At 43.5% G+C, this 25,436-nt stretch carries 32 protein-coding genes and 1 riboswitch; of the genes, 16 read left to right on the top strand and 16 right to left on the bottom strand.

Annotated features, from left to right (window positions below; genetic code table 11):
* The 3 genes from thrC to KS242_RS12340 all read left to right on the top strand — a co-directional run bounded on the left by thrC (window position 1) and on the right by KS242_RS12340 (window position 2,300).
* Window positions 1-1,056, top strand: coding sequence for a threonine synthase (gene thrC, locus KS242_RS12350; protein WP_217321607.1), 1,056 nt, complete (start codon window positions 1-3; stop codon window positions 1,054-1,056).
* Window position 1,057: 1 nt separating this feature from the next.
* Window positions 1,058-1,960, top strand: coding sequence for a homoserine kinase (gene thrB / locus KS242_RS12345; RefSeq protein WP_217321606.1), 903 nt, complete (start codon window positions 1,058-1,060; stop codon window positions 1,958-1,960).
* A 136-nt stretch (window positions 1,961-2,096) separates the two neighbouring features.
* Window positions 2,097-2,300, top strand: a complete 204-nt coding sequence (locus KS242_RS12340; RefSeq protein ID WP_217321605.1) for a hypothetical protein — start codon at window positions 2,097-2,099, stop codon at window positions 2,298-2,300.
* Between the two features lie 97 nt (window positions 2,301-2,397).
* Here KS242_RS12340 and KS242_RS12335 read toward each other — a convergent pair whose 3' ends face one another.
* Window positions 2,398-2,619, bottom strand: coding sequence for a NifU family protein (locus KS242_RS12335; RefSeq protein ID WP_093725868.1), 222 nt, complete (start codon window positions 2,617-2,619; stop codon window positions 2,398-2,400).
* Window positions 2,620-2,779: 160 nt separating this feature from the next.
* Between KS242_RS12335 and KS242_RS12330 the strand changes: the two genes are divergently transcribed.
* The 4 genes from KS242_RS12330 to KS242_RS12315 all read left to right on the top strand — a co-directional run bounded on the left by KS242_RS12330 (window position 2,780) and on the right by KS242_RS12315 (window position 4,748).
* Window positions 2,780-3,094, top strand: a complete 315-nt coding sequence (locus KS242_RS12330; RefSeq protein ID WP_217321604.1) for a YuzD family protein — start codon at window positions 2,780-2,782, stop codon at window positions 3,092-3,094.
* Between the two features lie 72 nt (window positions 3,095-3,166).
* Complete coding sequence (locus tag KS242_RS12325; protein ID WP_077307861.1) at window positions 3,167-3,403, top strand: YuzB family protein; 237 nt, start codon at window positions 3,167-3,169, stop codon at window positions 3,401-3,403.
* A 64-nt stretch (window positions 3,404-3,467) separates the two neighbouring features.
* Complete coding sequence (gene dapF / locus KS242_RS12320) at window positions 3,468-4,331, top strand: diaminopimelate epimerase (protein WP_217321603.1); 864 nt, start codon at window positions 3,468-3,470, stop codon at window positions 4,329-4,331.
* 57 nt (window positions 4,332-4,388) lie between these two features.
* The gene (locus KS242_RS12315; protein WP_077307865.1) at window positions 4,389-4,748 is read left to right on the top strand and encodes a HesB/IscA family protein; all 360 of its coding nucleotides are present in this window, start codon (window positions 4,389-4,391) and stop codon (window positions 4,746-4,748) included.
* Window positions 4,749-4,850: 102 nt separating this feature from the next.
* Here KS242_RS12315 and KS242_RS12310 read toward each other — a convergent pair whose 3' ends face one another.
* Window positions 4,851-5,456 carry an esterase/lipase family protein gene (locus tag KS242_RS12310; protein WP_217321602.1) on the bottom strand — a complete coding sequence of 202 codons (606 nt, stop codon included), beginning with the start codon at window positions 5,454-5,456 and terminating at the stop codon, window positions 4,851-4,853.
* Window positions 5,457-5,656: 200 nt separating this feature from the next.
* On the opposite strand from KS242_RS12310, the gene KS242_RS12305 reads away from it, so the two are divergent.
* Entirely contained in the window at window positions 5,657-6,133 is a 477-nt protein-coding gene (locus tag KS242_RS12305) for a GNAT family N-acetyltransferase (RefSeq protein ID WP_217321601.1), read from the top strand.
* A 22-nt stretch (window positions 6,134-6,155) separates the two neighbouring features.
* On the opposite strand, the gene KS242_RS12300 is transcribed toward KS242_RS12305, so the two are convergent.
* Window positions 6,156-6,953 carry an MBL fold metallo-hydrolase gene (locus tag KS242_RS12300; RefSeq protein WP_217321600.1) on the bottom strand — a complete coding sequence of 266 codons (798 nt, stop codon included), beginning with the start codon at window positions 6,951-6,953 and terminating at the stop codon, window positions 6,156-6,158.
* A 102-nt stretch (window positions 6,954-7,055) separates the two neighbouring features.
* Window positions 7,056-8,039: an NAD(P)/FAD-dependent oxidoreductase gene (locus KS242_RS12295; protein WP_217321599.1), complete on the bottom strand. Its 984-nt coding sequence runs from the start codon at window positions 8,037-8,039 to the stop codon at window positions 7,056-7,058.
* 299 nt (window positions 8,040-8,338) lie between these two features.
* On the opposite strand from KS242_RS12295, the gene KS242_RS12290 reads away from it, so the two are divergent.
* Together KS242_RS12290 and KS242_RS12285 are read left to right on the top strand one after the other, a co-directional pair.
* Entirely contained in the window at window positions 8,339-9,556 is a 1,218-nt protein-coding gene (locus KS242_RS12290) for an NAD(P)/FAD-dependent oxidoreductase (RefSeq protein ID WP_217321598.1), read from the top strand.
* A 116-nt stretch (window positions 9,557-9,672) separates the two neighbouring features.
* Window positions 9,673-10,182, top strand: a complete 510-nt coding sequence (locus KS242_RS12285; RefSeq protein ID WP_254391697.1) for a hypothetical protein — start codon at window positions 9,673-9,675, stop codon at window positions 10,180-10,182.
* A 706-nt stretch (window positions 10,183-10,888) separates the two neighbouring features.
* Here the strand turns inward: KS242_RS12285 and KS242_RS12280 are convergent.
* The 3 genes from KS242_RS12280 to deoD form a co-directional block, all read right to left on the bottom strand.
* On the bottom strand, window positions 10,889-11,362 hold the full coding sequence (locus tag KS242_RS12280) for a divergent PAP2 family protein (protein WP_217321597.1): 474 nt from the start codon (window positions 11,360-11,362) through the stop codon (window positions 10,889-10,891).
* 76 nt (window positions 11,363-11,438) lie between these two features.
* Entirely contained in the window at window positions 11,439-12,029 is a 591-nt protein-coding gene (locus KS242_RS12275; protein WP_217321596.1) for a biotin transporter BioY, read from the bottom strand.
* A gap of 107 nt (window positions 12,030-12,136) precedes the next feature.
* Window positions 12,137-12,847, bottom strand: a complete 711-nt coding sequence (deoD, locus tag KS242_RS12270; protein WP_217321595.1) for a purine-nucleoside phosphorylase — start codon at window positions 12,845-12,847, stop codon at window positions 12,137-12,139.
* A 193-nt stretch (window positions 12,848-13,040) separates the two neighbouring features.
* Here deoD and KS242_RS12265 point away from each other — a divergent pair, with 193 nt between their 5' ends.
* Window positions 13,041-13,301: a phosphocarrier protein HPr gene (locus KS242_RS12265; RefSeq protein WP_217321594.1), complete on the top strand. Its 261-nt coding sequence runs from the start codon at window positions 13,041-13,043 to the stop codon at window positions 13,299-13,301.
* Between the two features lie 161 nt (window positions 13,302-13,462).
* On the opposite strand, the gene KS242_RS12260 is transcribed toward KS242_RS12265, so the two are convergent.
* The 3 genes from KS242_RS12260 to KS242_RS12250 form a co-directional block, all read right to left on the bottom strand.
* Window positions 13,463-13,840 carry a kinase-associated lipoprotein KapB gene (locus KS242_RS12260; protein ID WP_217321593.1) on the bottom strand — a complete coding sequence of 126 codons (378 nt, stop codon included), beginning with the start codon at window positions 13,838-13,840 and terminating at the stop codon, window positions 13,463-13,465.
* A 2-nt stretch (window positions 13,841-13,842) separates the two neighbouring features.
* Window positions 13,843-15,015 (bottom strand): MalY/PatB family protein, encoded by a 1,173-nt coding sequence (locus tag KS242_RS12255; protein ID WP_217321592.1) that lies wholly within the window; start codon window positions 15,013-15,015, stop codon window positions 13,843-13,845.
* A 69-nt stretch (window positions 15,016-15,084) separates the two neighbouring features.
* Window positions 15,085-15,897: an alpha/beta fold hydrolase gene (locus tag KS242_RS12250; RefSeq protein WP_217321591.1), complete on the bottom strand. Its 813-nt coding sequence runs from the start codon at window positions 15,895-15,897 to the stop codon at window positions 15,085-15,087.
* A 255-nt stretch (window positions 15,898-16,152) separates the two neighbouring features.
* Between KS242_RS12250 and yugI the strand changes: the two genes are divergently transcribed.
* On the top strand, window positions 16,153-16,524 hold the full coding sequence (gene yugI / locus KS242_RS12245) for a S1 domain-containing post-transcriptional regulator GSP13 (RefSeq protein ID WP_217321590.1): 372 nt from the start codon (window positions 16,153-16,155) through the stop codon (window positions 16,522-16,524).
* A gap of 52 nt (window positions 16,525-16,576) precedes the next feature.
* Here yugI and KS242_RS12240 read toward each other — a convergent pair whose 3' ends face one another.
* Entirely contained in the window at window positions 16,577-16,810 is a 234-nt protein-coding gene (locus KS242_RS12240) for a DUF378 domain-containing protein (protein WP_077307895.1), read from the bottom strand.
* Between the two features lie 144 nt (window positions 16,811-16,954).
* Between KS242_RS12240 and KS242_RS12235 the strand changes: the two genes are divergently transcribed.
* Window positions 16,955-18,301 carry a glucose-6-phosphate isomerase gene (locus KS242_RS12235; protein WP_217321589.1) on the top strand — a complete coding sequence of 449 codons (1,347 nt, stop codon included), beginning with the start codon at window positions 16,955-16,957 and terminating at the stop codon, window positions 18,299-18,301.
* A gap of 41 nt (window positions 18,302-18,342) precedes the next feature.
* On the opposite strand, the gene KS242_RS12230 is transcribed toward KS242_RS12235, so the two are convergent.
* The gene (locus KS242_RS12230) at window positions 18,343-19,344 is read right to left on the bottom strand and encodes a potassium channel family protein (RefSeq protein ID WP_217321588.1); all 1,002 of its coding nucleotides are present in this window, start codon (window positions 19,342-19,344) and stop codon (window positions 18,343-18,345) included.
* Between the two features lie 70 nt (window positions 19,345-19,414).
* On the opposite strand from KS242_RS12230, the gene KS242_RS12225 reads away from it, so the two are divergent.
* Complete coding sequence (locus KS242_RS12225; protein ID WP_217321587.1) at window positions 19,415-20,215, top strand: phosphotransferase; 801 nt, start codon at window positions 19,415-19,417, stop codon at window positions 20,213-20,215.
* Between the two features lie 400 nt (window positions 20,216-20,615).
* On the opposite strand, the gene KS242_RS12220 is transcribed toward KS242_RS12225, so the two are convergent.
* Window positions 20,616-21,173 carry a thioredoxin family protein gene (locus tag KS242_RS12220; RefSeq protein ID WP_217321586.1) on the bottom strand — a complete coding sequence of 186 codons (558 nt, stop codon included), beginning with the start codon at window positions 21,171-21,173 and terminating at the stop codon, window positions 20,616-20,618.
* Between the two features lie 110 nt (window positions 21,174-21,283).
* Here KS242_RS12220 and KS242_RS12215 point away from each other — a divergent pair, with 110 nt between their 5' ends.
* Window positions 21,284-22,342 (top strand): M20/M25/M40 family metallo-hydrolase, encoded by a 1,059-nt coding sequence (locus KS242_RS12215; protein ID WP_217321585.1) that lies wholly within the window; start codon window positions 21,284-21,286, stop codon window positions 22,340-22,342.
* A gap of 58 nt (window positions 22,343-22,400) precedes the next feature.
* Window positions 22,401-22,547: riboswitch (FMN riboswitch) on the top strand.
* A gap of 189 nt (window positions 22,548-22,736) precedes the next feature.
* Window positions 22,737-23,321: an ECF transporter S component gene (locus KS242_RS12210; protein WP_217321584.1), complete on the top strand. Its 585-nt coding sequence runs from the start codon at window positions 22,737-22,739 to the stop codon at window positions 23,319-23,321.
* Window positions 23,322-23,525: 204 nt separating this feature from the next.
* Here KS242_RS12210 and KS242_RS12205 read toward each other — a convergent pair whose 3' ends face one another.
* The 3 genes from KS242_RS12205 to KS242_RS12195 form a co-directional block, all read right to left on the bottom strand.
* Entirely contained in the window at window positions 23,526-23,906 is a 381-nt protein-coding gene (locus tag KS242_RS12205; protein ID WP_217321583.1) for a TraR/DksA C4-type zinc finger protein, read from the bottom strand.
* A gap of 16 nt (window positions 23,907-23,922) precedes the next feature.
* Window positions 23,923-24,309 (bottom strand): hotdog fold thioesterase, encoded by a 387-nt coding sequence (locus KS242_RS12200; RefSeq protein WP_217321582.1) that lies wholly within the window; start codon window positions 24,307-24,309, stop codon window positions 23,923-23,925.
* Between the two features lie 91 nt (window positions 24,310-24,400).
* On the bottom strand, window positions 24,401-25,348 hold the full coding sequence (locus KS242_RS12195) for a 1,4-dihydroxy-2-naphthoate polyprenyltransferase (protein ID WP_217321581.1): 948 nt from the start codon (window positions 25,346-25,348) through the stop codon (window positions 24,401-24,403).
* Window positions 25,349-25,436 lie beyond the last annotated feature (88 nt).

Below are 25,436 nucleotides of genomic sequence, written 5' to 3'. Positions count from 1 at the left end.
ATGGTATGGCAGGGACTTTTGGAAGCATACAAAGCACATTTACCTGTTTCGGATGAAACACCAGCAGTAAGTTTAGGAGAAGGAAACACACCGCTCATCAAACTCGAAAAAATATCGGCCGCCTATGGAATCCAAGCCTATGCCAAGATTGAGGGAGCGAATCCGACTGGCAGCTTTAAAGACCGCGGGATGGTCATGGCGATAGCGAAAGCAAAGGAAGCGGGAGCGAAAGCAGTTATCTGCGCTTCGACGGGTAATACGTCCGCCTCCGCTGCCGCTTATGCTGCTCGAGCAGGTATGCGCTGCTTTGTCGTAATTCCAGAAGGAAAGATTGCCCAAGGCAAACTGGCGCAAGCTGTCATGTACGGTGCAGAAATATTTTCAATCGCTGGCAATTTTGATGATGCTTTGCGCGTTGTCCGCAATTTGAGCGAAACAGAACCAGTAGCACTTGTAAACTCTGTTAATCCTTACCGACTCGAAGGACAAAAAACGGCAGCTTTCGAGCTGTGCGAGCAATTGGGACAAGCACCTGATTATCTGTTCATTCCAGTCGGAAATGCTGGTAACATAAGCGCTTACTGGAAAGGATTTAAAGAGTATGAACAGGAAAAAGGCTACAGTCTGCCAGTCTTAAAAGGTTATCAAGCTAGCGGGGCGGCACCAATTGTCCACGACCGTGTATTTGAAAATCCAGAAACAGTCGGCACTGCTATCCGGATCGGAAACCCAGCAAGCTGGCAGAAAGCAACCACAGCAAGAGATGAATCAGGCGGAACGATTGACGAAGTAACAGATGAGCAAATTATCGCTGCTTATCAGAAAATCGCCCGTGAGGAAGGTATATTTGCTGAACCTGGATCTTGTGCTTCCTTTGCAGGATTGCTGAAAGCATTGGAGCAAGGAGAAGTGGCTAAAGGTGCTACCGTAACTTGTGTACTAACTGGCAATGGACTGAAGGATCCGCATACCGCTATCGAATACAGCACAATTAAGCCGGTCGTTCTTCCTAACGAAGAGCAAGTGATTGCCCAAGCAATCAAGGAGCGGATGTAAAATGAAACGCTGGCAAATACGTGTACCTGCAAGTACAGCTAATATCGGACCAGGGTTTGATTCCATTGGCATTGCATTAGATTTATACTTGGAGCTGGAAGTACAGCCTGCTGCTGAATGGGAATTCATTGCAGCATCAGAAGCTGTGCAAGGTCTTCCATCTGGCAAAGATAATATGATCTATGAAACAGCACTTTATGTTGCCAAGCAGTATGGTTTGGAGGATTTGCCAGCTTGCTCCGTTCGAATGACGAGCGAGATCCCGCTCGCCAGAGGACTGGGAAGCAGTGCCACTGCACTGGTCGCAGGAATTGAGCTTGCAGACTGCTTGCTATCATTAGCGCTTAGTGATGCAGAGAAACTCGATCTTGCAGTCAGTCTTGAAGGCCATCCAGATAATGCTGCGCCGTCAATTTTAGGCAGCTGTGTGATTGGGTATTATGATGGCAGCGTCCATTATGTCCAAACGCCGATTGATCACGTACGTTTTTTAGCTGTCATTCCGCCATTTGAGCTGGCAACATCAGCTGCCAGAGCTGTACTTCCAGATCAATTAGCATATAAAGAAGCAGTGCAAGCGAGCGGTGTCGCCAATGTCGCCGTAGCAGCTTTGCTGCAGCAAAATTGGAAGCTGCTTGGAGAAATGATGAAAAAAGATCTTTTTCATCAGCCATACCGACAAGCAATGATTCCGCATTATAAAGAAGTAGCAAGCTCCTTGCAAGAAGCGGCGTATGGTGTTTATTTGAGCGGCGCTGGACCTACCATGATAGCCGTAGTCGATGAAGCGCAAGCTGTTTCTGTACACACACACTATCAGGAGAAGTATCCGCAGTTTGAATGGATGTTGTTGTCTTGTGCCAAACAAGGAAGCTGCACAGAAGAGCTAGCTGTTGAAGCATAATAAAGCCCACAGAAATTTTGAGGATTTCTGTGGGTTTTGTGTTAGCAACTGCTATAATTGGGAAGCTGGTTTTAATCCAGTGTATATACATAATTAAGAGAGATTTTATCTTTTAAGAGTTCTAGGAGGACCTAAAGTGCGTATAGTGGGATTAATCTTCATGATAACTGCATTGATAGTGATGCTTTTCAACTATTCAATTGGTATTTTACTATTTGGGATAAGTTTACTAGTATTCGGAATAAGTAATCTGAAACGAAAACATAACCGAATTGCATACGTTTACTTGACAGCAGGTGTCGTTTTTGTTGCAGCAATTTCATTAAGGGATTTCCTCTGAGTTAGTCATAACAACTAGGAATCGTATTTTTTCTTAAAGAAGGTCAAATAAAAACCCGCATGGAAAATAATATTTCCACGCGGGTCTATTCAGTCTATTAAAATACTTGCTCGATCTCACGTACGCCAGGTACTTCTGCCATCAAGGCACGTTCAATACCGGCTTTTAATGTGATCGTAGAGCTTGGGCAGTTCCCGCATGCTCCCATAAGACGCAGGCGCACGATACCTTCATCAACATCGACTAATTCGACGTCACCGCCGTCACGCAGCAAGAATGGACGTAATTTGTTTAATACTTCTTGTACTTGGTTTTCCATCATCCATTATCCCCCTTACGATTATATATCTATTATAAATCGTTTCTGATAAAAAATCCACGTTAGCCAACTGAGAAATTTTATCAATTAAAATTTTCCATTCCAACATGTGGTTTGTTACGGTAAACTGAAGCTACTAGCAGACGAAAGGGCGGATCAGATGGCAACAAAAATTAGCGTTTATGGGGCCGATATTATATGTGCGAGCTGTGTAAATGCACCAAGCTCAAAGGATACGTATGAATGGCTGCAGGCTGCATTAGGCCGAAAATTTAAAGACAATCAGTTTGAATTTGCGTACATTGATATCCACGAACCCCCTGCAGAAGAGAAACACAAGCAGTTTGCCGAGAAAGTAATAGAAGACGATTTGTTTTATCCAGTTGTCCTTGTGAATGGGGAAATAGCCGGAGAAGGTATTATTTCATTGAAAGCCGTAACAAAGGCTGTCGAGAAGGCTGTCAGCGCAAGCTAGTTGTGCTCCTATCCCGCAGTGTGGTAGCATTATCTTTTGATAGTGTTACATCCTAGAATAGGAGTGAGCGGGATGAATCCGATCATTGAATTTTGCGTAAACAATCTGGCCACCGGTTCACAGGAGGCTTTTGAAAAGCTCGACAGTGATCCTGGTCTTGATGTAATAGAATACGGCTGTACAAGCTTTTGCGGCATATGCGCCCAGCATCTGTTTGCGTTAGTAAACGGAGAGCCGGTGACAGCAGAGACAGCCGATGAGCTTGTCCAAAATGTTTACAAGTTCATTGAAGAAAATCCATTGTTTTAATAGGCTATGTGTCTGCCAAGCGCAGACCATGGCTTTTTTCATACATAGTAGAGGAGACGAGAAAATGGACATACCCTTTGTAAAACTGCATGGCCTGAAAAACAGCTATATCTTTGTGGATTTATTTCAGTTTCAGCTAAAAGAGGAAATGCTGGCACCGCTTGCGATAGATATAGCTGATCGTAATACCGGTATCGGCTCGGACGGTTTGATTTTGATTCATCCGAGCGACACATGCAATGTTGGTATGCGCGTTTTTAACTTGGATGGTTCAGAGGCGATGAATTGCGGTAATGGACTTCGCTGTGTTGCCAAATATGCTTTTGAAAACAATTTGGTGGACGCTGATACGTTTACAATTCAAACAAAAGCCGGCCAAGTGGAAGCACAAGTGCATGGCACACGAGAGCATGTACACGAAGTGACGGTCGACATGGGAGCGCCTATTCTGCAGCGCGAGCTCATTCCGATGCTAGGGGAAAAAGGGCAGCAAGTTGTAGACGAAGCTTTTGACTCAGGAGAAGAACAGTTCCGCGTAACCGCAGTAAGCATGGGCAACCCGCATGCAGTATTCTTTGTCAATCACATAGACAATGCTCCGCTGTATACAGCGGGACCTGTGATTACAAATGATCCTCGTTTCCCAGAGGGAGTGAACGTTGAATTCATCGAAATGGTGTCTGAAAAAGAAATGCATTTCCGCGTATGGGAACGTGGTTCTGGCGTGACACAGGCATGCGGGACAGGAGCTTGTGCGGCGGTTGTCGCAGCTATTCTGAACAACAAATCCCCTTATGAAGAAGAAGTGACAGTGCATCTTAGCGGCGGAGATTTATTCATTCGCTGGGAAAAAGGTGGATCCGTTTGGATGCGCGGTGCTGCCGAAAAGACGGTATCTGGCACATTCCATTGGGAGCACGGTGCTTGAGCATCCGGCAATAGGAGCGTATACTAAGAGTAAGATGAAAATGGGAGGTAAACCAATATGGTCTTAAATATAACAGACAGTGCCAGCCTTCAAATTAAAGAGATGCTGAAAGAAGAAGATGCCGAAACTGTTTTCTTGCGCTTTGGTGTAAAAGGCGGCGGCTGCAGCGGCTTATCTTACAGCCTTGGCTTTGAATACGAGAAGAATGAAGAACTAGACACATACGAAGTGAACAACGATATCCCGGTTATTATCCGTTCCATGGACATTCCGGTTATTGAAGGCACAACGATTGATTTCAAACAAAACATGATGGGCGGCGGGTTCACGATTGATAACCCGAATGCCATCGTTTCATGTGGCTGTGGGTCATCGTTTAAAGCGGCAGCCCGTGAAGGCACGCCGGAGAACTGCTGATGCGAAAACAGGAAGAACCTGATGTGTTATTTTAACTACACATCAGGTTCTTTTACTAAGAAAGGGGTGATTCCTAGGAATCGCCCCTTTTTAGGTTATACATTAGTTTTGAAGTGCATCTTTGATATGAGCCTCTACTTGGTAGCTATTTAGCAGCCCAATATGGGAAATACCATAAAGGCGAATGTTGTTGGCGCCATATAGGACAGAGAGATAGGAGCTTACAATTCTATCGCTTGTAGAGTAGATGGAGGTTGTGTCAATTCCGTCAGGGGCGCGGCTAGTAGTAAGGCGATTTGCACCGCCTAATGTCACAAGCTTGTCTACTTTGTTACTGCCGCCGTAGTTCTGGATATAATAAAGGCTGTTTGCGCCGCCCATGCTGTGTGCCACAATGTTTACTTTATCACTTCCAGTTTCCGCTCGTACATTGTCAACAAAACGTGAGATGGCCGCAGCGTTCAGTTGCTGCTGTCCTTGCTTACTAGGAAGGTCGATCGCATGAAGCTCATCACGGGACCAGCCTTGCCCTTGCAAATATCTCTCAATAAAGTAGAAATTAGAGTCTGAACCGCCTAAACCATGTACAAATACAACAGGTGTGTTGTTTGTTGCGGCTGCTGCTTTTGATGGCTGGAACGAAAAAGTCAGTGAAAATACAACAGCCAAGCCAACGAGCAGAAGTTTCATCCATTTACTATTTTTCATTACGTATTCCTCCTAAAAATGTGGTATGTAATTCTATTAAATTATAAGATGAATGAATAGATTTCTGTATTGGGAAAAGAACATCAGCGGAAGTGCATTTTGTTAGGTTATCTGCCCATTACTTTCCAGATTTTGTACACACTTCGCAGGATAATTGAACCGTAATATGTAGAAGAACTATTGATAGCTGGAGGGATGATATGATTTTATTAGCTAAACTTTCTCATGCTGAGGAAATACACCGCACCATGCTGGCAGCATTTGAAGAATATCGGTTTAGTAATGCGCCATCCAGTGCGTTGGAGGAAACGGTAGACACCATTGCATCTTCTTTAAGAAATGGAGAAGAAAAAGCGTTTTTGTTTTGGAGAGAAAAGAAGGTTATCGGAGTTGTTCGATTTAAAGAACAAAAAGAGCATGTGTATTTCTTTCGCTTATCTGTCCGTCCAGAAGAGAGAAGGCGAGGGGTTGCGCGGCAATTAATAGCTGCATTAGAGCGTTACGCGGCTTCACGAAGACTTTTTACACTTCAATGTCAGGTAAGACTGTCGGTGGCAAAAAATATTGCTTTATATGAGCAAAATGGATTTTACATAAGCGACAGAACAACAGTAAGAAAACAGAATGGAACAAGGATAGAAACAGTTCATATGACGAAGGAATTAATGCAAAAATAGGAGGAAGGGGATTCCTTCGCTCCTATTTTTTTATTTCTGTAAGTTTTTTCAGCCCTGCTGCTAATTCATCTGCAAATGCGGGCATGCCGTGGCCAGTGCCAGCTGCTTGGGGGTGCAGCTGTTGCAGTTTACGAATGGAGAGGAAGGCGGTTTGTTCGTCCATCGTAAAGTAGCGGGGAGGGCCGTTGAATTCTTTTTGCTGCGTTAATACTTTGTGCAAAGATTCCTGTTGAACCGTTGTAAATGCATCTCCGGCCACCAGAACTTGGTCTTCTGGGTGGAAAAGGCTTATATGTCCCGGTGTATGACCTGGTGTGTGAATCCATTCCCAGCCTGGCAGGTGCGGTACTTTATGATCCAGCGGAATGAGTCGTACATGTTCGCTCAAGTCAATTCCTGTATTTGGGAATGACTTAGAAAGCTTTGTAATCATACCGCCGCCAGCTTCGGTATCTGCTTCCGGATAGTCCTGCTGTCCGGTAAGGTAAGGCATCTCCAATTCATGAGCGTAAACTGGCACATTCCACTCTTTTACTAACTCGACAATACTTCCCACGTGGTCAAAATGACCGTGCGTCAAAATAATACAAGCAGGTTTTGCTCCTTCACCAAACAAATGGGCGGCAGCTTGTTTAATTTTCTTAGCAGTATCGGGCATTCCAGCATCGACGAGCACCCATTCTTTTTCGGCAGGATTTTCAATGAAAAACACATTTACAATTTGGTCAAGGTAGCCGTGAACAGTTGGAGAGACGGTTGTTTCTTTGCCGCTCTTTATAGAGGCTAAGGGCATCAAGCGATGTTCGAATTCGTTTTCCATACAGCTCCTCCTTTATCGCTACTAGTGTGTGAAAGAAGCGCGTCCTTATACAAAGAGCATATAAAAAACACCGGCCCTCCGTAAAGGAATCCGGTGTTTGAATTAAAACATGCTTGTAGAGTGCTTCGGCTGGACACGTGCATCTGGATCGATATACGTTTTGGCATTATTAATTGCTGTTGGCCCTTCACCGAAGCCAGAGGCAATCAAGTTGACTTTTCCTGGGTATGTGCAAATATCACCTGCGGCATAAATGCCGGCAATATTTGTTTCTTGCTTCGTATTAACGACAATACTGTTTTTCTCAATTTCCAAATCCCATTGCTTGATTGGACCTAGAGAAGAGATGAAGCCGTAGTTTACCAAAACTTCGTCTACATCGATTGTTTCTATTTCTTCGCTTTTCACCTTTTGCAGCACAACTTGTTCGATTCGATCTGTACCTAGCATCTCAACTGGTACGTATGGCGTCATAATTCTAACGTTTGACTGCATCAAGCGTTCCACACTATGTTCGTGCGCACGGAATTGGTCCCGGCGGTGAACAAGGATGACTTCCTTTGCAATCGGCTCTAGCATGAGTGCCCAGTCAACAGCGGAATCGCCGCCGCCTGCTAACAGCACGCGCTTTCCAGCATACTTCTGCATATTGTCTACGTAATAATTCAGGTTGACACCCTCAAACTCATCGCAGCGCTCTACTGTTAAACGGCGCGGCTGAAACGCACCATTACCAGCAGTGATAATAATTGTTTTCGAGTAATGTACATCCTTGTCTGTTTCAATACGGAATGTATTATCTTCTAAGCGCTCGACCTTATCAACTGACTCGCCAAGCGCAATAGAAGGGTCGAAGCGGTTTAGCTGTTCCATCAGGTTGTCCACTAATTCCTGAGCACGGATACTAGGGAAGCCTGCTATATCGTATATGAATTTTTCTGGGTATAAAGCAGAAAGCTGTCCGCCAACATGGGGAAGACTTTCAATGATTTTGACACTTTGCTGACGCATCCCACCATAGAACGCAGTGAAAAGTCCGACTGGACCTGCACCGATGATGGTCACATCATAAACTTGATCTGACATACCGGTTCCTCCTAATATTTTTAAACGTATCATGTGGTATTTTATCATAGATGTTGAAATATGAGTAAGAAGAAGGGTTTTTCATCATGTTGTAGTATGCTCCAAACCATGAGAACGCTTCCCTTTTTGATTGATAAAAGGAATTAAAACGATTACCATAATAATGATGACAGTTTTATGACAGTTTTATGTTTTCATCTGCCTTATAAAGTGAATAGAATCACAAACAAAAAAATTAATGTGTTGTTAGGTTATGCAGCTGTTGAAAGACCAAACTATATTAATGGATGTGATCAAAGATGAACAAACCGAAAATCGTAATTGCAGGTGCTGGTTATGGCGGCCTAATCACGACAGTCAAACTGCAAAAGCTAATTGGAACGGAAGAAGCAAGTATTACACTTATTAACAAGCACGACTATCATTATCAAACCACATGGCTTCATGAAAATGCAGCCGGTACAAGACATCATGACCAAACAAGAATAGCAATCAAAGATGTGATTGATCCGAGAAAAGTAAATTTCGTCCAAGATACAGTGACGAAAATTGATCCTGACGCGAAAAAAGTTACGATGGAAAATGGCGAGATTTCTTATGATTATCTTGTCATTGGATTGGGCTTTGAGCCTGCCAATTTCGGAATTGAAGGATTGCTGGACCATGCTTACAATATCCGCAGCATTAATTCTTCCCGTTTAATCCGCGAGCATATTGAACATAATTTCGCTATGTATAATAATGAAAGTGAAAAGAAAGAAGAGCGTTTGAATATTGTTATCGGCGGTGGTGGCTTTACAGGGATTGAATTCGCTGGTGAATTAGCGGAACGTATCCCAGAGCTGTGCAAAGAGTATGATATTGATCGTGACAAAGTCCGCGTTACCGTTATTGAAGCAGGACCATCCGTCATGATGGGGTTTGATCCGCAGCTTGTGGAATATGCTTTGAACTCCTTGGAGTCCCGCGGGATATCGTTTCAGACGAATGCCTTCCTAAAGGAAGTTGCGGCTGACAGCATTGTTTACGAGAAAGCTGACGAAAAACATACAATCAAAACGAATACAACCGTTTGGGCAGCCGGTGTACAAGGCAGCTCTGTCTTAGAAAAATCCGGTTTTGATGTAAAGCGCAATAAAGTCATGGTTACAGAAGATCTGCGCGATCCGAATTATGAAGATATCTTTATTGTTGGTGACTGTGCAGCGGTTATGAACGAAGAAACAGGCAAGCCGTACCCGCCAACAGCGCAGATTGCTACACAAATGGGCTTCAACTGTGCGCAAAATCTCAAAGCCCTTATTCGTAAAGAAAGCAACACACAGAAATTCGTACCAGACCTAAAGGGTACACTTGCTTCCTTGGGCGGAGGCGATGCCATGGGTACCGTTATGGGCAAGAAACTTTACGGAAAGCCGGCAGACGTTATGAAAAAAGCATCCGATAACCGCTATCTGTATCAGCTTGGCGGCGTTGGACTTGTGCTGAAAAAAGGGAAATTTAATATTTTCAGCTAAGTGTGAAATCTAGTAAGCTAGCAGGTGTGAACAGCCTGATAGAACAAACGGCCAGTGCATGTGTCACTGACCGTTTTTGTTATCTGCTTTTTTAGCAATTGGATTTCCTAGTGCTATTGGTTACAATTACGATTATATTATCAATGGGAGTTGTTATTATAATTGCCAGAAAAGTTATAAGTGCTTCCATGTCAGGAACGTTATTTGCTGTTATTCTAGGATTTATGATGCCAAATCCTTTTGGAGAAGAAAATCTCAGTCAATTCAGTAACTATTTGTTTTCATCCCTTACGATTATACCGGTATATATCATCTATAGCTTTCCGGTAATTATCCTTTATGGGGTAGTCACTTCTGTCATTAGTGAGAAAACGGGGGAAGCTATAGCAGCAAAGATGCAAGACAAAAAGGCAGAGATAATTGTTTCAGGAGCCATGCATGCAGTTTTTGGTCTAATTCTTTTGTGGTTTAGTTTAGGAGCATCTATACTATTTTTTATAACGGATAGAATCTTGAAATACCGTTGTGATAAGTATCGATGGATAGATGCGGTCAAAAGTTTGGCCGTTCCTTCTATAGCTTGGTGCTCATGTATGGCAGTTGCATGGTGGCCGGACTTGCTTTAAGTTAAGATGCAAATAAGAGTCTGAGACATAACTGTTTAAGCTATATAAAAATCCAAACAATACTGCAATTAAAAGCAGTATTGTTTGGATTTTTGCATTGAAGGAATAGGAGAGCATCGCTTCGGAAATACACTCCGCTTTCCTGCGGGCGGCTGGGAAGCCTCCTCGTGCAAAAAGCGCACTGCGGGGTCTACCCTAGCCTTCCTCCCGCGGGAGTCTCCGTGTATTTCCTACGCTAATTCTTGTTATGATGCCCTCTAGTGTAGACAGAATACGTAGACTCCTCGAAAATAAAAAGCGATTTTCTTGTCGGCATCTACTTCAAAAGCCATTCTTGTCCGACGATAACAGCTAAATTTGAAAAGTAGAAGCCGTCTGAGGGCTGCATTAAAAGTAAGGATCTAGTCATCGTTCGCTTTTAGGATGAATTAATCTTGTTTTGTCTCAGCCTCTTTTGTATTCCCTAATCTTATCATCTATCTTATCAGCTTATCGGTATAAGCTATTTTCCATTTGTCGATGCTGTAAGAAGAGGTGAGAGGAAATGATCCGTTGGTGTAAAAGAATTGTCCTGTGTATGCTTCTGTGTACCGCTATGTATGTAACGTGGAGCCAGCTTACCAATTTGACTGTACAGGATGTGATCACATATGAACAGCAGCCCGTACAGGTAAAGGAACTTGTTTCAAAACAAGTGCATCTTCCATCAAAACAGCAAGTAAATGATGAGGGAAATCGCAATGCCGGTTAAAGCACCGAAAAATACTTCGATCGGCTGATGCCCGAGCATTTCTCTAATTTCGCGATTTTTTTCGAACTCCTGCTTGCTTCCCCAGTTTTTCGCTTCATCAACAAAGCGCTGGAAATCTTTCAGCAGTAAGTTGAGCAGAATTGCTTGTTCTCCAGCTGCTCTTCTCACACCAGAAGCATCGAACATAATGATAATACTGAAGACAAAGGAAGCAGCGAAAACAGGTGAATCAAGCCCTGTCTCAAAGCCAATCGAGGTCGTCAAGGCAGCTACTGCTGCGGAGTGGCTGCTTGGCATTCCGCCTGTACTAAATGCCAAATCTGGCTGCACCTGCTTTTCGGTAATTGCGCGAATCGGTACTTTGATTACTTGCGCTACAATAATGGCAATAAGTGCGCTCCATAAAGGCATATTTTGTAATAATGACATGCAGAGCTACATCCTTTCAGTGAATAAGCTATAATGTGTGATGTAATCATTATAACTAAACTTCCCTGAGAAAATGTCATTTAAACGAAGTATTATAAGACACTTTACTTTTTCCGAAAGCATGGGCGACTTTTGAAAAGAAAAAGGCTGCCAGCATGCTGAAGCAGAAGTCTTTGACGAGGAAGGGGAGCATACTGATCCAAGCAGTTTTATAGCTGATAGCAACCCCAAGCCAAAGATGCATGCTGCCGTACATATAAGTCACGCCGAATAGGTAATTCACGAGCAGGCCGGCAAATGCTGCCGCAAATACGCGGTGGCGAAAAGCGGTCTTCTCCATAATAAATCCAGCGGAAAACGCAATGGCAATAAAGGATAGCAGAAATCCGCCAGTTGGCCCTGCAAACACACCGAAACCACCGGTAAGGTCAGCGAAAATCGGCAATCCAGTCAGCCCGAGCAGCACATAACAGCTCATGCTGTAAGCACCCCATTTATATCCTAACAAGAGACCCGCCAGAATTGCGAAAAACGGCTGCAGAGAAAGCGGTACAGTTTGCCCGCCGATAGGCACAGCCAGAAAAGGCAGCCATACTGATATATTCGCACCTACTGTCATCAAACCAACAAACATAGCACTTGCAGTCAATTTTCCAGTTCGATTCATCCATATCAACTCCTTGGCAAAATAGTAAACAAGATGCTTTGAAATGTCAACTTAAATTATTATTAGGTTTACAATCAGAACATAGAAAAAGGCGCAGAAGCCTTCTTCTACGCCTGGATTGCAGCGTCTAACGCGATTTCCATCATGTCACTGAAAGTGGTTTGACGTTCCTCTGATGTTGTTTCTTCGCCAGTCAGTATATGATCGCTTACAGTTAAAACAGATAATGCCTGACAATCATATTTTGCAGCAAGTGTATAAAGTGCCGTTGTTTCCATTTCTACAGCTAATACGTTGTAATCGGCTAGTTTACCGTAGAATTCTAACGTGTTGTCACGATAGAAGCGATCACTTGTAAACACATTACCTACACGAAGATTAAGACCTTTTGCCTTACCAGCTTCATATGCTTTCAACAGGAGGTCGAAGTCAGCAGTCGGAGCGAAATCAACGGAACCGAACTCCTGTCTGTTCATTTGAGAATCAGAGCTAGAAGTAGAAGCAAGGATTACGTCACGCACGTTTACGTCTTTTTGAATGGCACCGCAAGTACCGACGCGTATCAATTTTTTCACGCCATAGCTTTGAATAAGTTCATTCACGTAGATGCTGATAGAAGGAACACCCATGCCTGTACCTTGCACAGAAATTCTTTCTCCTTTGTATGTACCTGTGTAACCATACATGCCTCTTACATCATTATAAAGTTCAGCATCTTCCAAAAAAGTTTCTGCGATATATTTCGCACGCAGCGGGTCACCTGGGAGCAAAATTTTGTCTGCAATCTGACCAGCTTCCGCATTTATATGTACACTCATGACAGCACTCCTCTTTTCTAGATGAGTCAAAATTACCACAAAAGCTAGAGAAACTCAATGTTCTGGTAAAAAGCTGTTTTTAAACTTAAAAAAGTGTCTGTTGCATTTAAAACCGCTTTCTTTTCTCTTATAATAGTAATGTTACATTATTCACATGATCATACATGTGAAATTTGCTTTGGAGGGAAACGCAATGCAAGAAAAAACATTTACGGTTACGAGCGAGACTGGTATTCACGCACGCCCTGCAACATTGCTCGTTAATAAAGCTAGCCAATTCAATTCCGAAATTGGGCTTACATATAAGCAGAAGAAAGTGAATCTTAAATCCATCATGGGTGTTATGTCACTAGGCGTTTCACAAGGCGGAGAGGTTCTGATTACAATTGACGGACAAGATGAGGAAGACGCGATGGCGGGCATTCAAGAAGTGCTGGAAACCCATTTGAGCTGACGGAAGAATCGGAGATAATCTCCGGTTTTTTTCTGCTCTTTTATGAAGGCGGGGGTGCGGACAGACAGCCAACACACGGCTTGCTAGTTGATTTGGAGCACGTTGGTCTTTGTTCGCAGTACAAGAAAAAGGCAGGAGCATACGCTTCTGCTTTTTTCTGTTTATCCAAAGTAGTCTTTCTCCAATGAAGCCAAATTGGCAAGCGCCAGCTGCTGATAGGCAGAAGCGGGTTCATTATGTAACGTTTGCTGAAGCTGCTCGAGGGCTGTCCGCAGCGAATCCGCGTAATCAAGTACTTCTTCTTCATATCGAGATACAGCTGTCTTTGGTATATTTGCTTTTTCGTAGTGAGCGAGCGCTCGGCGTTCATGGAAGAAAACATCTTCCGTTTGTTTCGGATTGTGTAAGTCTCCTTGCTGCGGATGTTTAAGGACAGCAAGAATTTCTACTAACAAAAACTTCCCGCGTTCTTCTTTTACCTTCCCTACATAGCTCCCTGTTTTATATCGAGCTTTCACGATACTGCCAATACTAATCATGGTTACACCTCAAATTCTTTTAAACTGTTTGTCAGACGCTGTAAGGCATCACGCATTGTTTCTGGCGGGCATGCGATGTTCATACGCACGTATCCTGTCCCAGCATCTCCGAATTGTTCGCCGCCGTTAAAACCAAGTTTTGCTTTATTCGCAAAGAAATCCATTAGGTCTTTTTGGTTCAGCTTCATATTACGACAATCCAGCCAAACTAAATACGTCCCTTCCAACGGAATTGGCTTTATTAGCGGAGTGGCTGCCAAGGCCTCTTCTACCAGCTTCTTATTCACGGCCAAGATGTCGAGCAAACCTGTCAGCCATTCTTCGCCTTCCGTATAAGCGGCTTCCAACGCCGCTACAGCCATCGTATTCAGCATGTGAATGCCTTGCTTCGTAAATGTATCCTGCAGCTGTTGGCGCTTTTCTTCTTCCTGCACAATTGCATAAGATACTTGCAGTCCAGCAATGTTGAATGTTTTCGATGGAGATAAGAACGACAGCGTACGTTTACTCATATCTTCCGATAAAGAAGCAATTGGGATATGCTGATGGCCGCTATGAATCAAATCAGCATGAATCTCATCTGAAAGAAGTAAAACATCATATGTCTGACATAAGGCAGCCAGCTGCTCCAGCTCCTGCTTCGTCCAGACACGTCCAACTGGGTTATGAGGATTACATAGAATCATCGCTTTTGCTCCATTTCGGAAGCATGTCTCTAAGTGCTCAAGATTCATTGTATATACACCTTTGTCTTCGATTAATGGATTTTCCACTAATTTCCGATCGTGCTGTTTAACTACGCTATAAAAAGGAACATATACTGGTGTTTGTATGATAACTTGGTCACCTGGGTTGGTAAATGTCTGAATCGCCATATGTAAGCTCGTTACGACACCAGGACTGTATAAGAGCCAGCTCGGTTTGATTCTCCAGCCGTGGCGCTTTTCCACCCATCTGCTGACAACTTTCGCAATGCTGGCGTCTGTCATCGTGTATCCATAGATACCATGCTCTGCCTTATCTTTCAGTGCATGAATCACTGCGCGCGGAGATTGAAAATCCATATCTGCAACCCACATCGGCAGGACGTCTTCTCCGCCATATAATGCCTGTAAGTTATCCCATTTTACGGAACGAGTTTTCCTCCGGTCATGTACGGTTTCAAAATTATGCATATCCCGCACTCCTTTCCCCACTTCTATCCCCATTATAGGCTAGGACGATTCGAAAAGCGAAATGGATGATCACGACATAAAAGCTATCAGTGTGTCGGGGATTTCTTCCGGCAGCAGGTGTCCTGCATCTGGGAAAACGTGCAGTGTTGCGCTCGGTATTTCAGCTAGCAGCCTGTAACCAATCGATGGTGGCAGTAACGGATCTTGACTGCCCCAAAATATTATCGCAGGAGTTTGTATTTGTTGAATGCAGTCATTTGGCAAGTCGCCGCCTCGGTGCTGAATAAAGGTAGCCAGGGAAGAAAAAAAACGTTGGTTCATAAATGGAATACTGTATGCAACCACCATGCGAAGCGAAATGCTCTGCGGATTGGCAACGAGATGTTCCAAAAATCGAACAACACTGCCCGCCTCAAAAATTAATTTCATAAAGCTGGGAAAAAAATGACGCGAAGCAACAAGGCTGCTAAAAGCATCTGTCGGCAGCATATAGCTGGATGGCGCAAACAAATATAACCGATTAACCATCTTAGGATAGTGAAAGGAAAAGCGCATGGCGATTTGACCGCCCATGGAGTGGCCTGCAATATCCAGTCGGTTGATATTTAAATGCGCTAAGAGAGCAGCCACAAGGCGGGTATAATCATCATACGAAAAAGCCGTTTCTGGATGTTTGCTGCTTTGACCAAAAGGCGGGAAATCTAAAGTGAGCACACGGTGATTACGCCGCAGCTCTGGAATAAGGTGATGAAAACAATATTGGGAAGCAAGAAAACCATGGAGAAGAAGGATTGTTTTGGAGGTTCCTGTATTGTATGAAGGATATGTTTTATAGTCGACCGCAACACCGTTAAAATTGAATATACCTGTTGAACAAGACATTTGCGCTGCCCCTTTACCTGCAATTAGGTATAGTCTCGCTCGTTTCAATCTTTATATGCAAAAAAAAAAGCAAAGCGATGCGCATCGCTTTGCCTACAGGGGGAATACGAGAAAGTCTTACAGTAGTATGTATTGCCATAATGAAGAAAACATAAACATAATTTGTGAAATTCTTGATAAATTTTGCCGAATCCGACTGACTATGATAAAATTGTTTATTGCGACTAAAGTAGAAAATATCAGGAGTTGTTTAGTATGGCAGAGAAGTTCGAACAAGGACAAGTATTGACAGGAAAAGTAACAGGTATTCAGCCTTACGGTGCGTTTGTCGCATTGGATGAGCAAGTACAAGGTTTGGTTCACATTTCAGAAGTAACACATGGTTTCGTAAAAGATATCAGCGAGCATCTTTCTGTTGGTGACGAAGTTAAAGTTAAAATTTTAGATATCAATGAAGATAGCGGTAAATATTCTCTATCTATCCGTGCTACAGAAGAAGCACCAGCGAAGCCGCAAAACAATCAAAAACAAGCTGTAGCTGCTACTCAAGAAGCACCAGCTGGTTTCAACACGCTGAAAGACAAGTTGCAGGATTGGATTAAACAAACAGAAGATAAACGCAACTAAGACAGAACAGACCCCCTGCACCAGGCAGGGGGTCTTTTTTTTGATTTATCGTTTATGCCTTGTTTGTTGATGCTTGCTCGACTTCTTTACGCTCTAGGAACAAAGCGGAAATCGACACGAGACCAGCCAAGCCGACTAGGCTGTAAATAATCCGCGGGAAAGCAGCAGCTTGGCTGCCATTACCGAAGATACCTGCTACCAAGTCGTAGTTGAATAATCCGACTAGTCCCCAGTTAATTGCACCGATGATGACAAGAACGAGAGCAATACGTGTAACTAAATTCAACTGCATAACCTCCATTTCGTTAAGCGGATGATAAATCTTTATTAGCATGCTTTGTTTAGCGGATTTTATTCCTATAACAATTCTTGCTAAACATTGGGAGATTCGGTAAAGTGAAATAAGAAAGCAGTTTCAAGGAGGATGATTATGACACACATCGGATTTGATTACAAAAAAGCAATGCCCTATATTGGTGAACAGGAACTGAATTATTTGGCGCCGCTCGTACAAGCTGCGCACGATCAATTACATAATAAAACAGGTGCGGGCAATGATTATTTAGGCTGGCTGAACCTGCCGACAGATTACGACAAAGAAGAATTCGCACGTATCAAACAAGCAGCGGAGAAGATTAAATCAGATTCCGATGTTTTGCTAGTAGTTGGTATCGGCGGATCTTACCTTGGTGCTCGTGCAGCAATTGAAGCATTAACACATAGTTTTTTCAATGTGCTCTCAAAAGAAGATCGCCAAGCCCCTCAAGTATTCTTTGTCGGCAATAGCATTAGTGCGCCGTATTTGAACCAGCTCAAGGATGCAATCAAAGGGAAAGACGTCAGTGTAAATGTTATCTCTAAGAGTGGTACAACAACGGAACCAGCTATCGCTTTCCGTTTCTTCAAGAAATATCTGGAAGATAAATACGGCGTGGAAGAAGCACGCAAGCGTATTTATGCAACGACCGATAAAGAAAAAGGTGCATTGAAGACACTCGCATCAAAAGAAGGCTACACGTCATTCGTTATTCCTGATGATGTCGGCGGACGTTTCTCTGTGCTCACAGCAGTGGGTCTTTTGCCTATAGCTGCAGCTGGTGTGGACATCGACAGCATTATGTCTGGAGCAAAACAAGCACAGGAAGAGCTCTCGAATGCGAATGTACAAGAAAACCCAGCATATCAATACGCTGCTGTTCGTAATGTACTTTACAATAAAGGAAAAACAATTGAGCTGCTCGTCAACTATGAGCCCGCGTTGCAATACTTCAGCGAGTGGTGGAAGCAATTATTCGGTGAAAGTGAAGGTAAAGATTTGAAGGGATTATTCCCGGCATCTGCTAATTTCTCAACCGATTTGCATTCTCTAGGGCAATACGTACAAGAAGGCCGCCGCGATTTGTTTGAGACAGTTGTGCAAGTGAAACAGCCTGTTACTGATGTGACGATCGAAGCAGAAGAGGAAGATCTTGATGGGTTGAACTATCTTGCAGGACAAACTGTTGACCAAGTGAACCGCAAAGCCTTCCAAGGAACATTACTGGCGCATACAGATGGCGATGTGCCGAACTTGGTTGTTGAAGTGCCTGCATTGGATCCATTCAGCTTCGGCTATCTTGTGTATTTCTTCGAGAAAGCATGTGCCATTAGCGGATACTTGCTTGGCGTTAATCCATTTGATCAGCCAGGAGTAGAAGCGTATAAAAAGAACATGTTTGCGCTTCTTGGCAAGCCTGGGTTTGAGGAAGAAAAAGCAGCATTAGAAAAGAGACTATAAAATGATAAAATCCCTTCTCGCCATGCAGCGGAAGGGATTTTTTATTTGATATGCTGTAAGGTGATGATGCTGTCTTCTGCATGCAGCGGTTCTTGAAAATCGGGACTCATATCAATGATATCTCCCCGCATAAATCCAATCGCAGTTTTGTCCTTACGAGCGAAATAGCGTGTCACTTCAAAAAAACTTGCATCCACTAATTCCAGAGGCAGCGGACTCATTCTGATTTCCTGCTCCTGCAAAAAATGTAATAGCAGTTCTAAATGACTTTTTGTTTCTTTGTGAAATAATTCATGATAAAACAGTGTGCTAACAAAGTCATTAGATCGGATGACGGTATCAGCGCCAGCTCGCCGCACATTCTCTTTTTGACTTTTTGTTAATACTTCTGCAATGATCATAAGCTCTGTGTTATTGCCTCGCATTGCAATGGTGGTCATAATTGTCATATAATCACTCTGCTTTTCGTTATCTCCTGTGTTCGCCGTTATAATAGCCGCTTTTGCTTGTTGGATATTCGCCTTCTCTAACGTTTTATCTTCTGATGCATCTCCGCGGATGAAATGTAGGGCGTGCTTTTTGTAAGGAAGGCTAGTCAATGTTCGATCAATTAGCACGACCGGCAGTTCTGGATGTTTGTCTTGCAGTCGTTCCAGCAGGCTTCTTGCACGCTCGTTCCAGCCAACAATAATGATATGATTGGTACCTTTAAAAGCTGTCAGCCCTTTTGATAAGTTCTGTGTGTACTGCACCGTCGACGCAGCAATTGTTGATAAATAGATACTAACAAGGCCTGCGCCTGAGAGGATAAGAATAACGGCGAGAATTTTTCCGTTCAATGTCTCCGGAATTAAATCACCATAGCCAACTGTTGAAGCAGTGACAAAAGCCCACCATATACCATCAAAATAAGTCGGGAATTGTTCTGGCTCAATATGACGCATACAAATGCCAAACACGACCATAACAAGCAGTACTGTAGATATGAGCCGGATAAATATAGGGAGCCGGAAATAAAAGCGCCGCAGAAATTGGATGACCATGCTACCCCTCCTTGATGTTTGTTAGTATATGTATAAAAAATAGCTTTAAACAAAAGGAGGCGGGGGGAGAATGGAAGTGAACAATCTTAACTGGCTTGAGACATATTTGGATGAACCGGTTAGACATCTAGAAACAAATGATACCGGCTGGGATCATCAAGTTTATGTTATTAACCAGCGATGGATACTGCGTGTGCCAAGACATAGGCGAAGCATTTCAAAAGAAGAGGGCAAGCTGCTGAAGGATTTGCGGGCAAGAACAACGGTCGCACTGCCGTCATGGCGTGTTTGTACAACTGCAGACGGACAAGAAGCGATGCTTTATCCGTACATACCAGGTCGTCCTATTCATGCAAGAATGTCAAAATCTGATTTAAAGCAGGCTGCTCGCCAGCTGGGAAGCTTTCTGACCGAGCTGCATCGTGTATCTGTCACATTTAAACTGCCAAGACGAGATAAAACGTACTATGATCGTTTCTTAAATCAAATCAGAACCTTCTACCCTAAGCTGCCAAATAGAGTGGCGGCCTATACGGAAAAACTGTTTAGTAACTATCAGCCAACTTACAGTTCTGTCGTTCATGGCGACTTACGGCCAGCTCATCTATTAGCAGAGCAGCCTTTTCGAAAACTTGGTGTACTGGATTTCAGTGACATGCATATGGGTGATCCGGCAATTGATTTTGCTGGAATAGCACAAGTGAGCACAGAATTTATGGAGTTAGTGTTATCGAGCTACAAAAGCGAAGAAAAGAATATGATTCGGCAAAGGGTTAATATGCTTTCCAAGCTAAGTTTGTATTATCAGCTGCTAGAAAAAGGCCCGAATAGTTATGTACTGGCTGAACTGGAGAGACAAATAACCACTTAAAATAAGTGTGTAAACAAAAGAGGTAGGGACAAAACAAGATTAATTCCAAAAGCGAACGATGACTAGATCCATACTTTTAATGCAGCCCTCAGACGGCTGCTACTTTCCAAATTTAACTGTTATCGTCGGACAAGAATGGCTTTTGAAGTAGATGCCGACAAGAAAATCGCTTTTTATTTTCGAGGAGTCTACGTATTCTTTCTACACTAGTAAGGAGCACCATAACAAGAATCAGCGTAGGAAATACAAGGAGGCTCCACAGCCGCCCGCAGGAAAGCGGAGTGTATTTCCGAAGCGATGCTCTCATCTAAATTTCCAATACAAATAATCCAAACAATGCTGTTGTTGCTTGCAGTATTGTTTGGATTTTTATATAGCTTAAACAGTTATGTCCCAGCTTCTATGCTTCCTGCAAGCCTCTTTTCATGCTTGCATACACACGCTGCCAGAAGTCTTTGTTATCACGATAAGATTTCGTGATAAAAGTAAGCATCTGATCACGCTTTTCCTCATATTCAGGTGCGTCTTTGTCAGGAAGGCTGCTGAATGATTCATCGATGTACACTTGCAATTCAGGTGCGCGCGGTCCCCATTTTGCTACTTCGTCCCCATTCTGGTTAATGAAAATAATAATAGGAATCGACCGGCTTTTTCCATTCGTCAAGTACTGATCCATCAATTCCAGATTTTGATCACGATAGAGAATGCTGACTTCAATTGCGCCAGCTTGGGCGATATGGTAGAAAATCGGTAAGTTCAGCATTGCATCACCGCACCAGTCTTCCGTTAGTATGATCGCCCGCAGTTTTTGCGTGCGAAGTATGTTGAAGAAGTCCGTATCTGCTGGCAGTTCATAGTGATCATAAATGTGCATTGCATTTTCTTTATGTGTTTGCATCGCGTCCAAGTACGCATCAATGCTTATTCCTTTATCAAACCATTCATTTAATGTCGTCATATTTCTCATCCTTTCTGCTGTTTAGTTTACCCGAGGAGTCGGCTAAACTAAACAAATAAGCTTCGCTTATGCTACAGTGTAAGCAGACTACATAAAAAAGGCGGATAGATATGCAGCTAGATAATCAAGATTTTCTAATGGAATTACTACGTACAGCGTCGCCATCCAGCTATGAGATGGAGATACAGAAAAAATGGATAAATGAATACGCGCCTTTCGCAGATGACATGCGCACGGATGTATCAGGAAATGCCATTGCAGTAATGAATCCGGAAGCAGACTTTAAAGTGCTGCTTGCAGGTCATTGTGATGAAATCGCGATGGTTGTGACTGGCATTGACGATAATGGATTTTTGCGTATTGACGAGATGGGGAGATTTAACGCTAAATCAGCATTGGGAATGACCGTGCAAGTTCTGGGCTATAACAAGACCATTCCTGGTGTTGTTGGTGTAAATGCCATGCATCTTGGCGGTGTAAAAGGAGATTTTGAGCTTCCAGATTTGTATATTGATTGCGGAGCAGTTTCTAAGCAAGAAATCGAGCAATATGTACAAGTAGGTGATTTGATTGTGTATCAGCGCCAGCCATCTGTCCTCATGGATCGCTATCTGACAGGACGCGGACTCGATAACCGCACCGGCTCTTTTATTGTTGGTGAAGTAATGCGCAGACTGAAAGAAGAAAAAGTGAATGTTGGCGTCTATGCGGTGAGTACGGTGAATGAAGAAACGAATATGGGAGGTGCTTATTTTGCAGCTGCAGGTATTCAGCCTGACCTTGCCATTGCTTGTGATGTAACATTTGCAACGGATCACCCTGGCGTGAACAAAAGGAAGGTTGTTGATGTCAGCTTGGATGGCGGTCCAGTTCTGGCTAAGGGAGCACCTATTAATCGAAAAGCGAACCAGCTGCTCGAGCAAGCTGCCAAAGAGTTGGCTATTCCGCTTCAATATGAATTAACACCTCGTCATACAGGCACGGATGCGGATAAGATGCGTTATGCAGGAAAAGGCGTTTCAACCGCACTTGTTTCGCTTCCTTTACGCTATATGCATTCACCAGTTGAAACGGTCAGCCTGCATGTCATTCAGCAGGAAATTGACTTGTTGGTAAAATTCCTGACAAATCTCTCTGGTGAAGAAAGTCTGAACCCATTAGACTTGTAAGCAAAGGGGTTGCAAATCTGCGGAAAGCAGGTATAATAAAATAATAAATCCATATCGATTCTATCTTCGGGGCAGGGTGTAATTCCCGACCGACGGTGACAGCAGAATATCTGCTGAAGTCCGTGACCCGCAGGGCAATTGTTCTGCGGCTGATCCGGTGCAAGTCCGGAACCGACAGTGAAAGTCTGGATGGGAGAAGATACGAAGCAGAAGAGGGATGCCAATTTGGCTATCCTTGCTTTCCGTACGGGTTCCGTATGTGAAACGTCTTCCGCTTATTTGCGTATATTCCAAGCCCCAGAGCATTATGCTCCGGGGCTTTTTAACGTAGATAAGCTGCTTCCCCTTCATCAAGAGTTAGAATCGATGAATATGATGAAGGAGGAGAACGACTATGCGTTCATCCAATTTAACAAAAACAATTACAATTGCTCTGATGGGAGCGATTAGCATGGTGCTCATGCTGCTCAATTTTCCGCTTCCCATGCTGCCTGCTTATTTGAAGATTGACTTTAGTGAAGTGCCGGTATTACTAGCTGCACTGCTGTTTTCACCAATGGCCGGTGTTGCAGTCGAAGCAATTAAGAACTTATTATATCTGATCTTTACAGGAGCGGGTGATCCTGTAGGTGTTGTAGCTAACTTTCTGGCAGGTATGATGTTTGTCTTGCCGGTTGCATATTTCTATCATACATTTAAAGCGAGCAAACGTACGCTCGTTTCCGGTCTCGCAACGGGTACGGTGGTGATGGCAATCGGAATGGGATTACTGAATTATTTTGTCGTGTTACCGCTTTATATCATGTTCGCAGGTTATCCATCCATGAGTCCAGAAGCGAAATGGCTAGCAGTCACTGCTGGTATTGTTCCATTCAACCTTATTAAAGGTATCATTATTGCAATTGTGTTTGTCCCGCTATTTGCAAAACTGAAACCATGGTTCGCGAAGCGGAAACGTTCTGGTTCTGCAGCAGCATAAAAAAGCTCCCGATGGGGAGCTTTTTTATTAGATGAAATAGTTGTTGCAAAGGCTACTTGTCCGTGCTACAATAGTCTAGCGATGAGCTGAATTGCATAAGTCGGTAAAGCACGTCTTAGACACGTGTGGATGTGGCCACATGGCTTTACACGCCGCAATTAACAAAGGCACCCTGCGAGGGTGCCTTTTCTTATGCTTATTTTTTTAAGCTCTTCTTGCTTCTTCTTCAGCTTGTTCTTCGACTAGTAAACGTGCTGTCGGTTCTGCCTGCAAACGTTCTTCTGGAATCGGCTTGCCGGATTTTTCACTTACGCCATATGTGCCTTCTTCAATCCGATCCAATGCATCCTCAATATCGCGTAAGCGTTCACGAGCGGACTCTTTTAATGTTTGTGCTGTTTCTCGGTCATGCAGCTCTGTGCCAAGGTCGCCAGGGTGGTTTGCAACGGTGGACATTTCACCGATTGAATCATCTGGGAATTCTTTCGCGCTGTTATAACTGTCGTTGCCCTCAATTTGTCCTTCTGCTTCTTCCTTCATAGTAAGCAATTGCTCGCGATAATTTTCCAATTTATTTTTATCCATTACTTTTCCATCTCCTTTACTGCCGTTTCGTTTTTACAGCTAGCGTGCAGCGTGCGATAGAGAGCAGGTCGCTGTTCTCATCCGAGATGTTAATTTGCCAAATCATTGTCGTTTTACCGATATGAATCGGGGTGGCGACAGCTGTCACGATACCTGATCGGACGCTGCGAATATGATTCGCATTAATCTCTAAGCCGAAGACAGCCTGCCTGGCTGAATCTGCGTGCAGATTTCCGCCGATGCTTGCTGCTGTTTCAGCTAATGCGACACTTGCCCCGCCATGTAAGTAGCCCATCGGCTGCCGATTATGCGGGCCAACTGGCATTTCCATGATCACTTGCTCTGGATTTGCTTCGATAACTCGCATGTGCAGCTGCTCCATCATTGTGTTTGAAAAATCCATTGTTACAACCTGCTTTCTGTATGTATTGTATTTCCCGTGCATTTCAACATTAAACCTATAGAAAAAAGCGGGCAGGCTGCCCGCTTCTTCATTAGAATGAAAATGGTACAAATTGCTGGATCAGCAGTGCAATCACAAGCAATAAACCATAAATCGTATTCGTTTGTCCAGTTGCTTTCATAGCCGGCATCATTTCAAGCGGCTGTGTTTTACCAATAAAGCCTCGGTATGCGTCACGCGCTTTCTTAATAGATAGGAACGTGATAACTGCCCAAATTGGCAGCAATCCGACTGCGATGTACACAGCTGTAATCACATAGCTGACAGCAAAGCAGATGCCCATAAAGGAAACTCCTTTTGGACGGCCGAGTAAGATAGCTACCGTTCGTCTGCCATTTGCTTTATCTCCATCGTGATCTCGCAAGTTATTTGCGAAATTGATGCAAGAAATAAAAATGGTAGTCGGAATGCTGATCAGTACGACACTTCCAGTCAAATCTGAGGTCTGGATGTAATACGTGATGCAAATGATAATAGCACCCATGAATACGCCGGATGTTAATTCGCCAAACGGTGTATAAGAAATAGGGTAGGGACCGCCTGTGTACAAATAGCCGCACAGCATACATGCAAGCCCAATCAAAGCGATATACCAGCTGGACTCTATACAAATATAGATGCCTAACAGCATGCTGATGGCATAAAAGACCAGCGCAAGTGTCAATATAGTTTTCGGCTTAATACCATCGCGTACAATTGTACCGCCGATTCCGACAGACTGTTCATTATCCAGCCCGCGGACAAAGTCATAGTATTCATTGAACATATTTGTTGCGCATTGGATCAGGATACAAGCAAGCAGCATGGCTCCGAAAAGCAGCCAGTTGATTGATCCATCTAATGCAGCAAGCATCGTTCCGATGAAAACAGGCACGAAGGATGCTGTCAATGTATGTGGACGCATAAGACGCCACCACACCTGAAAGCCATCGCGCTCATTCAGTGCTTGGCGCACATTATCGTTTCCGATAGATTGCATAGTACTTTCTCTCCTTATAAATGCAGAGCATTATATCATATTAATTTTAGGGAAACAGACAAAGCATGTCAACGTAAATTACTTACTT

The organism is Terribacillus sp. DMT04 (assembly GCF_019056395.1).
GTDB classification, from domain to species: domain Bacteria; phylum Bacillota; class Bacilli; order Bacillales; family Amphibacillaceae; genus Terribacillus; species Terribacillus aidingensis_A.
The sequence above is the reverse complement of the archived record's forward strand: the minus strand, read 5'-3'. Positions and strand labels throughout refer to the sequence as shown.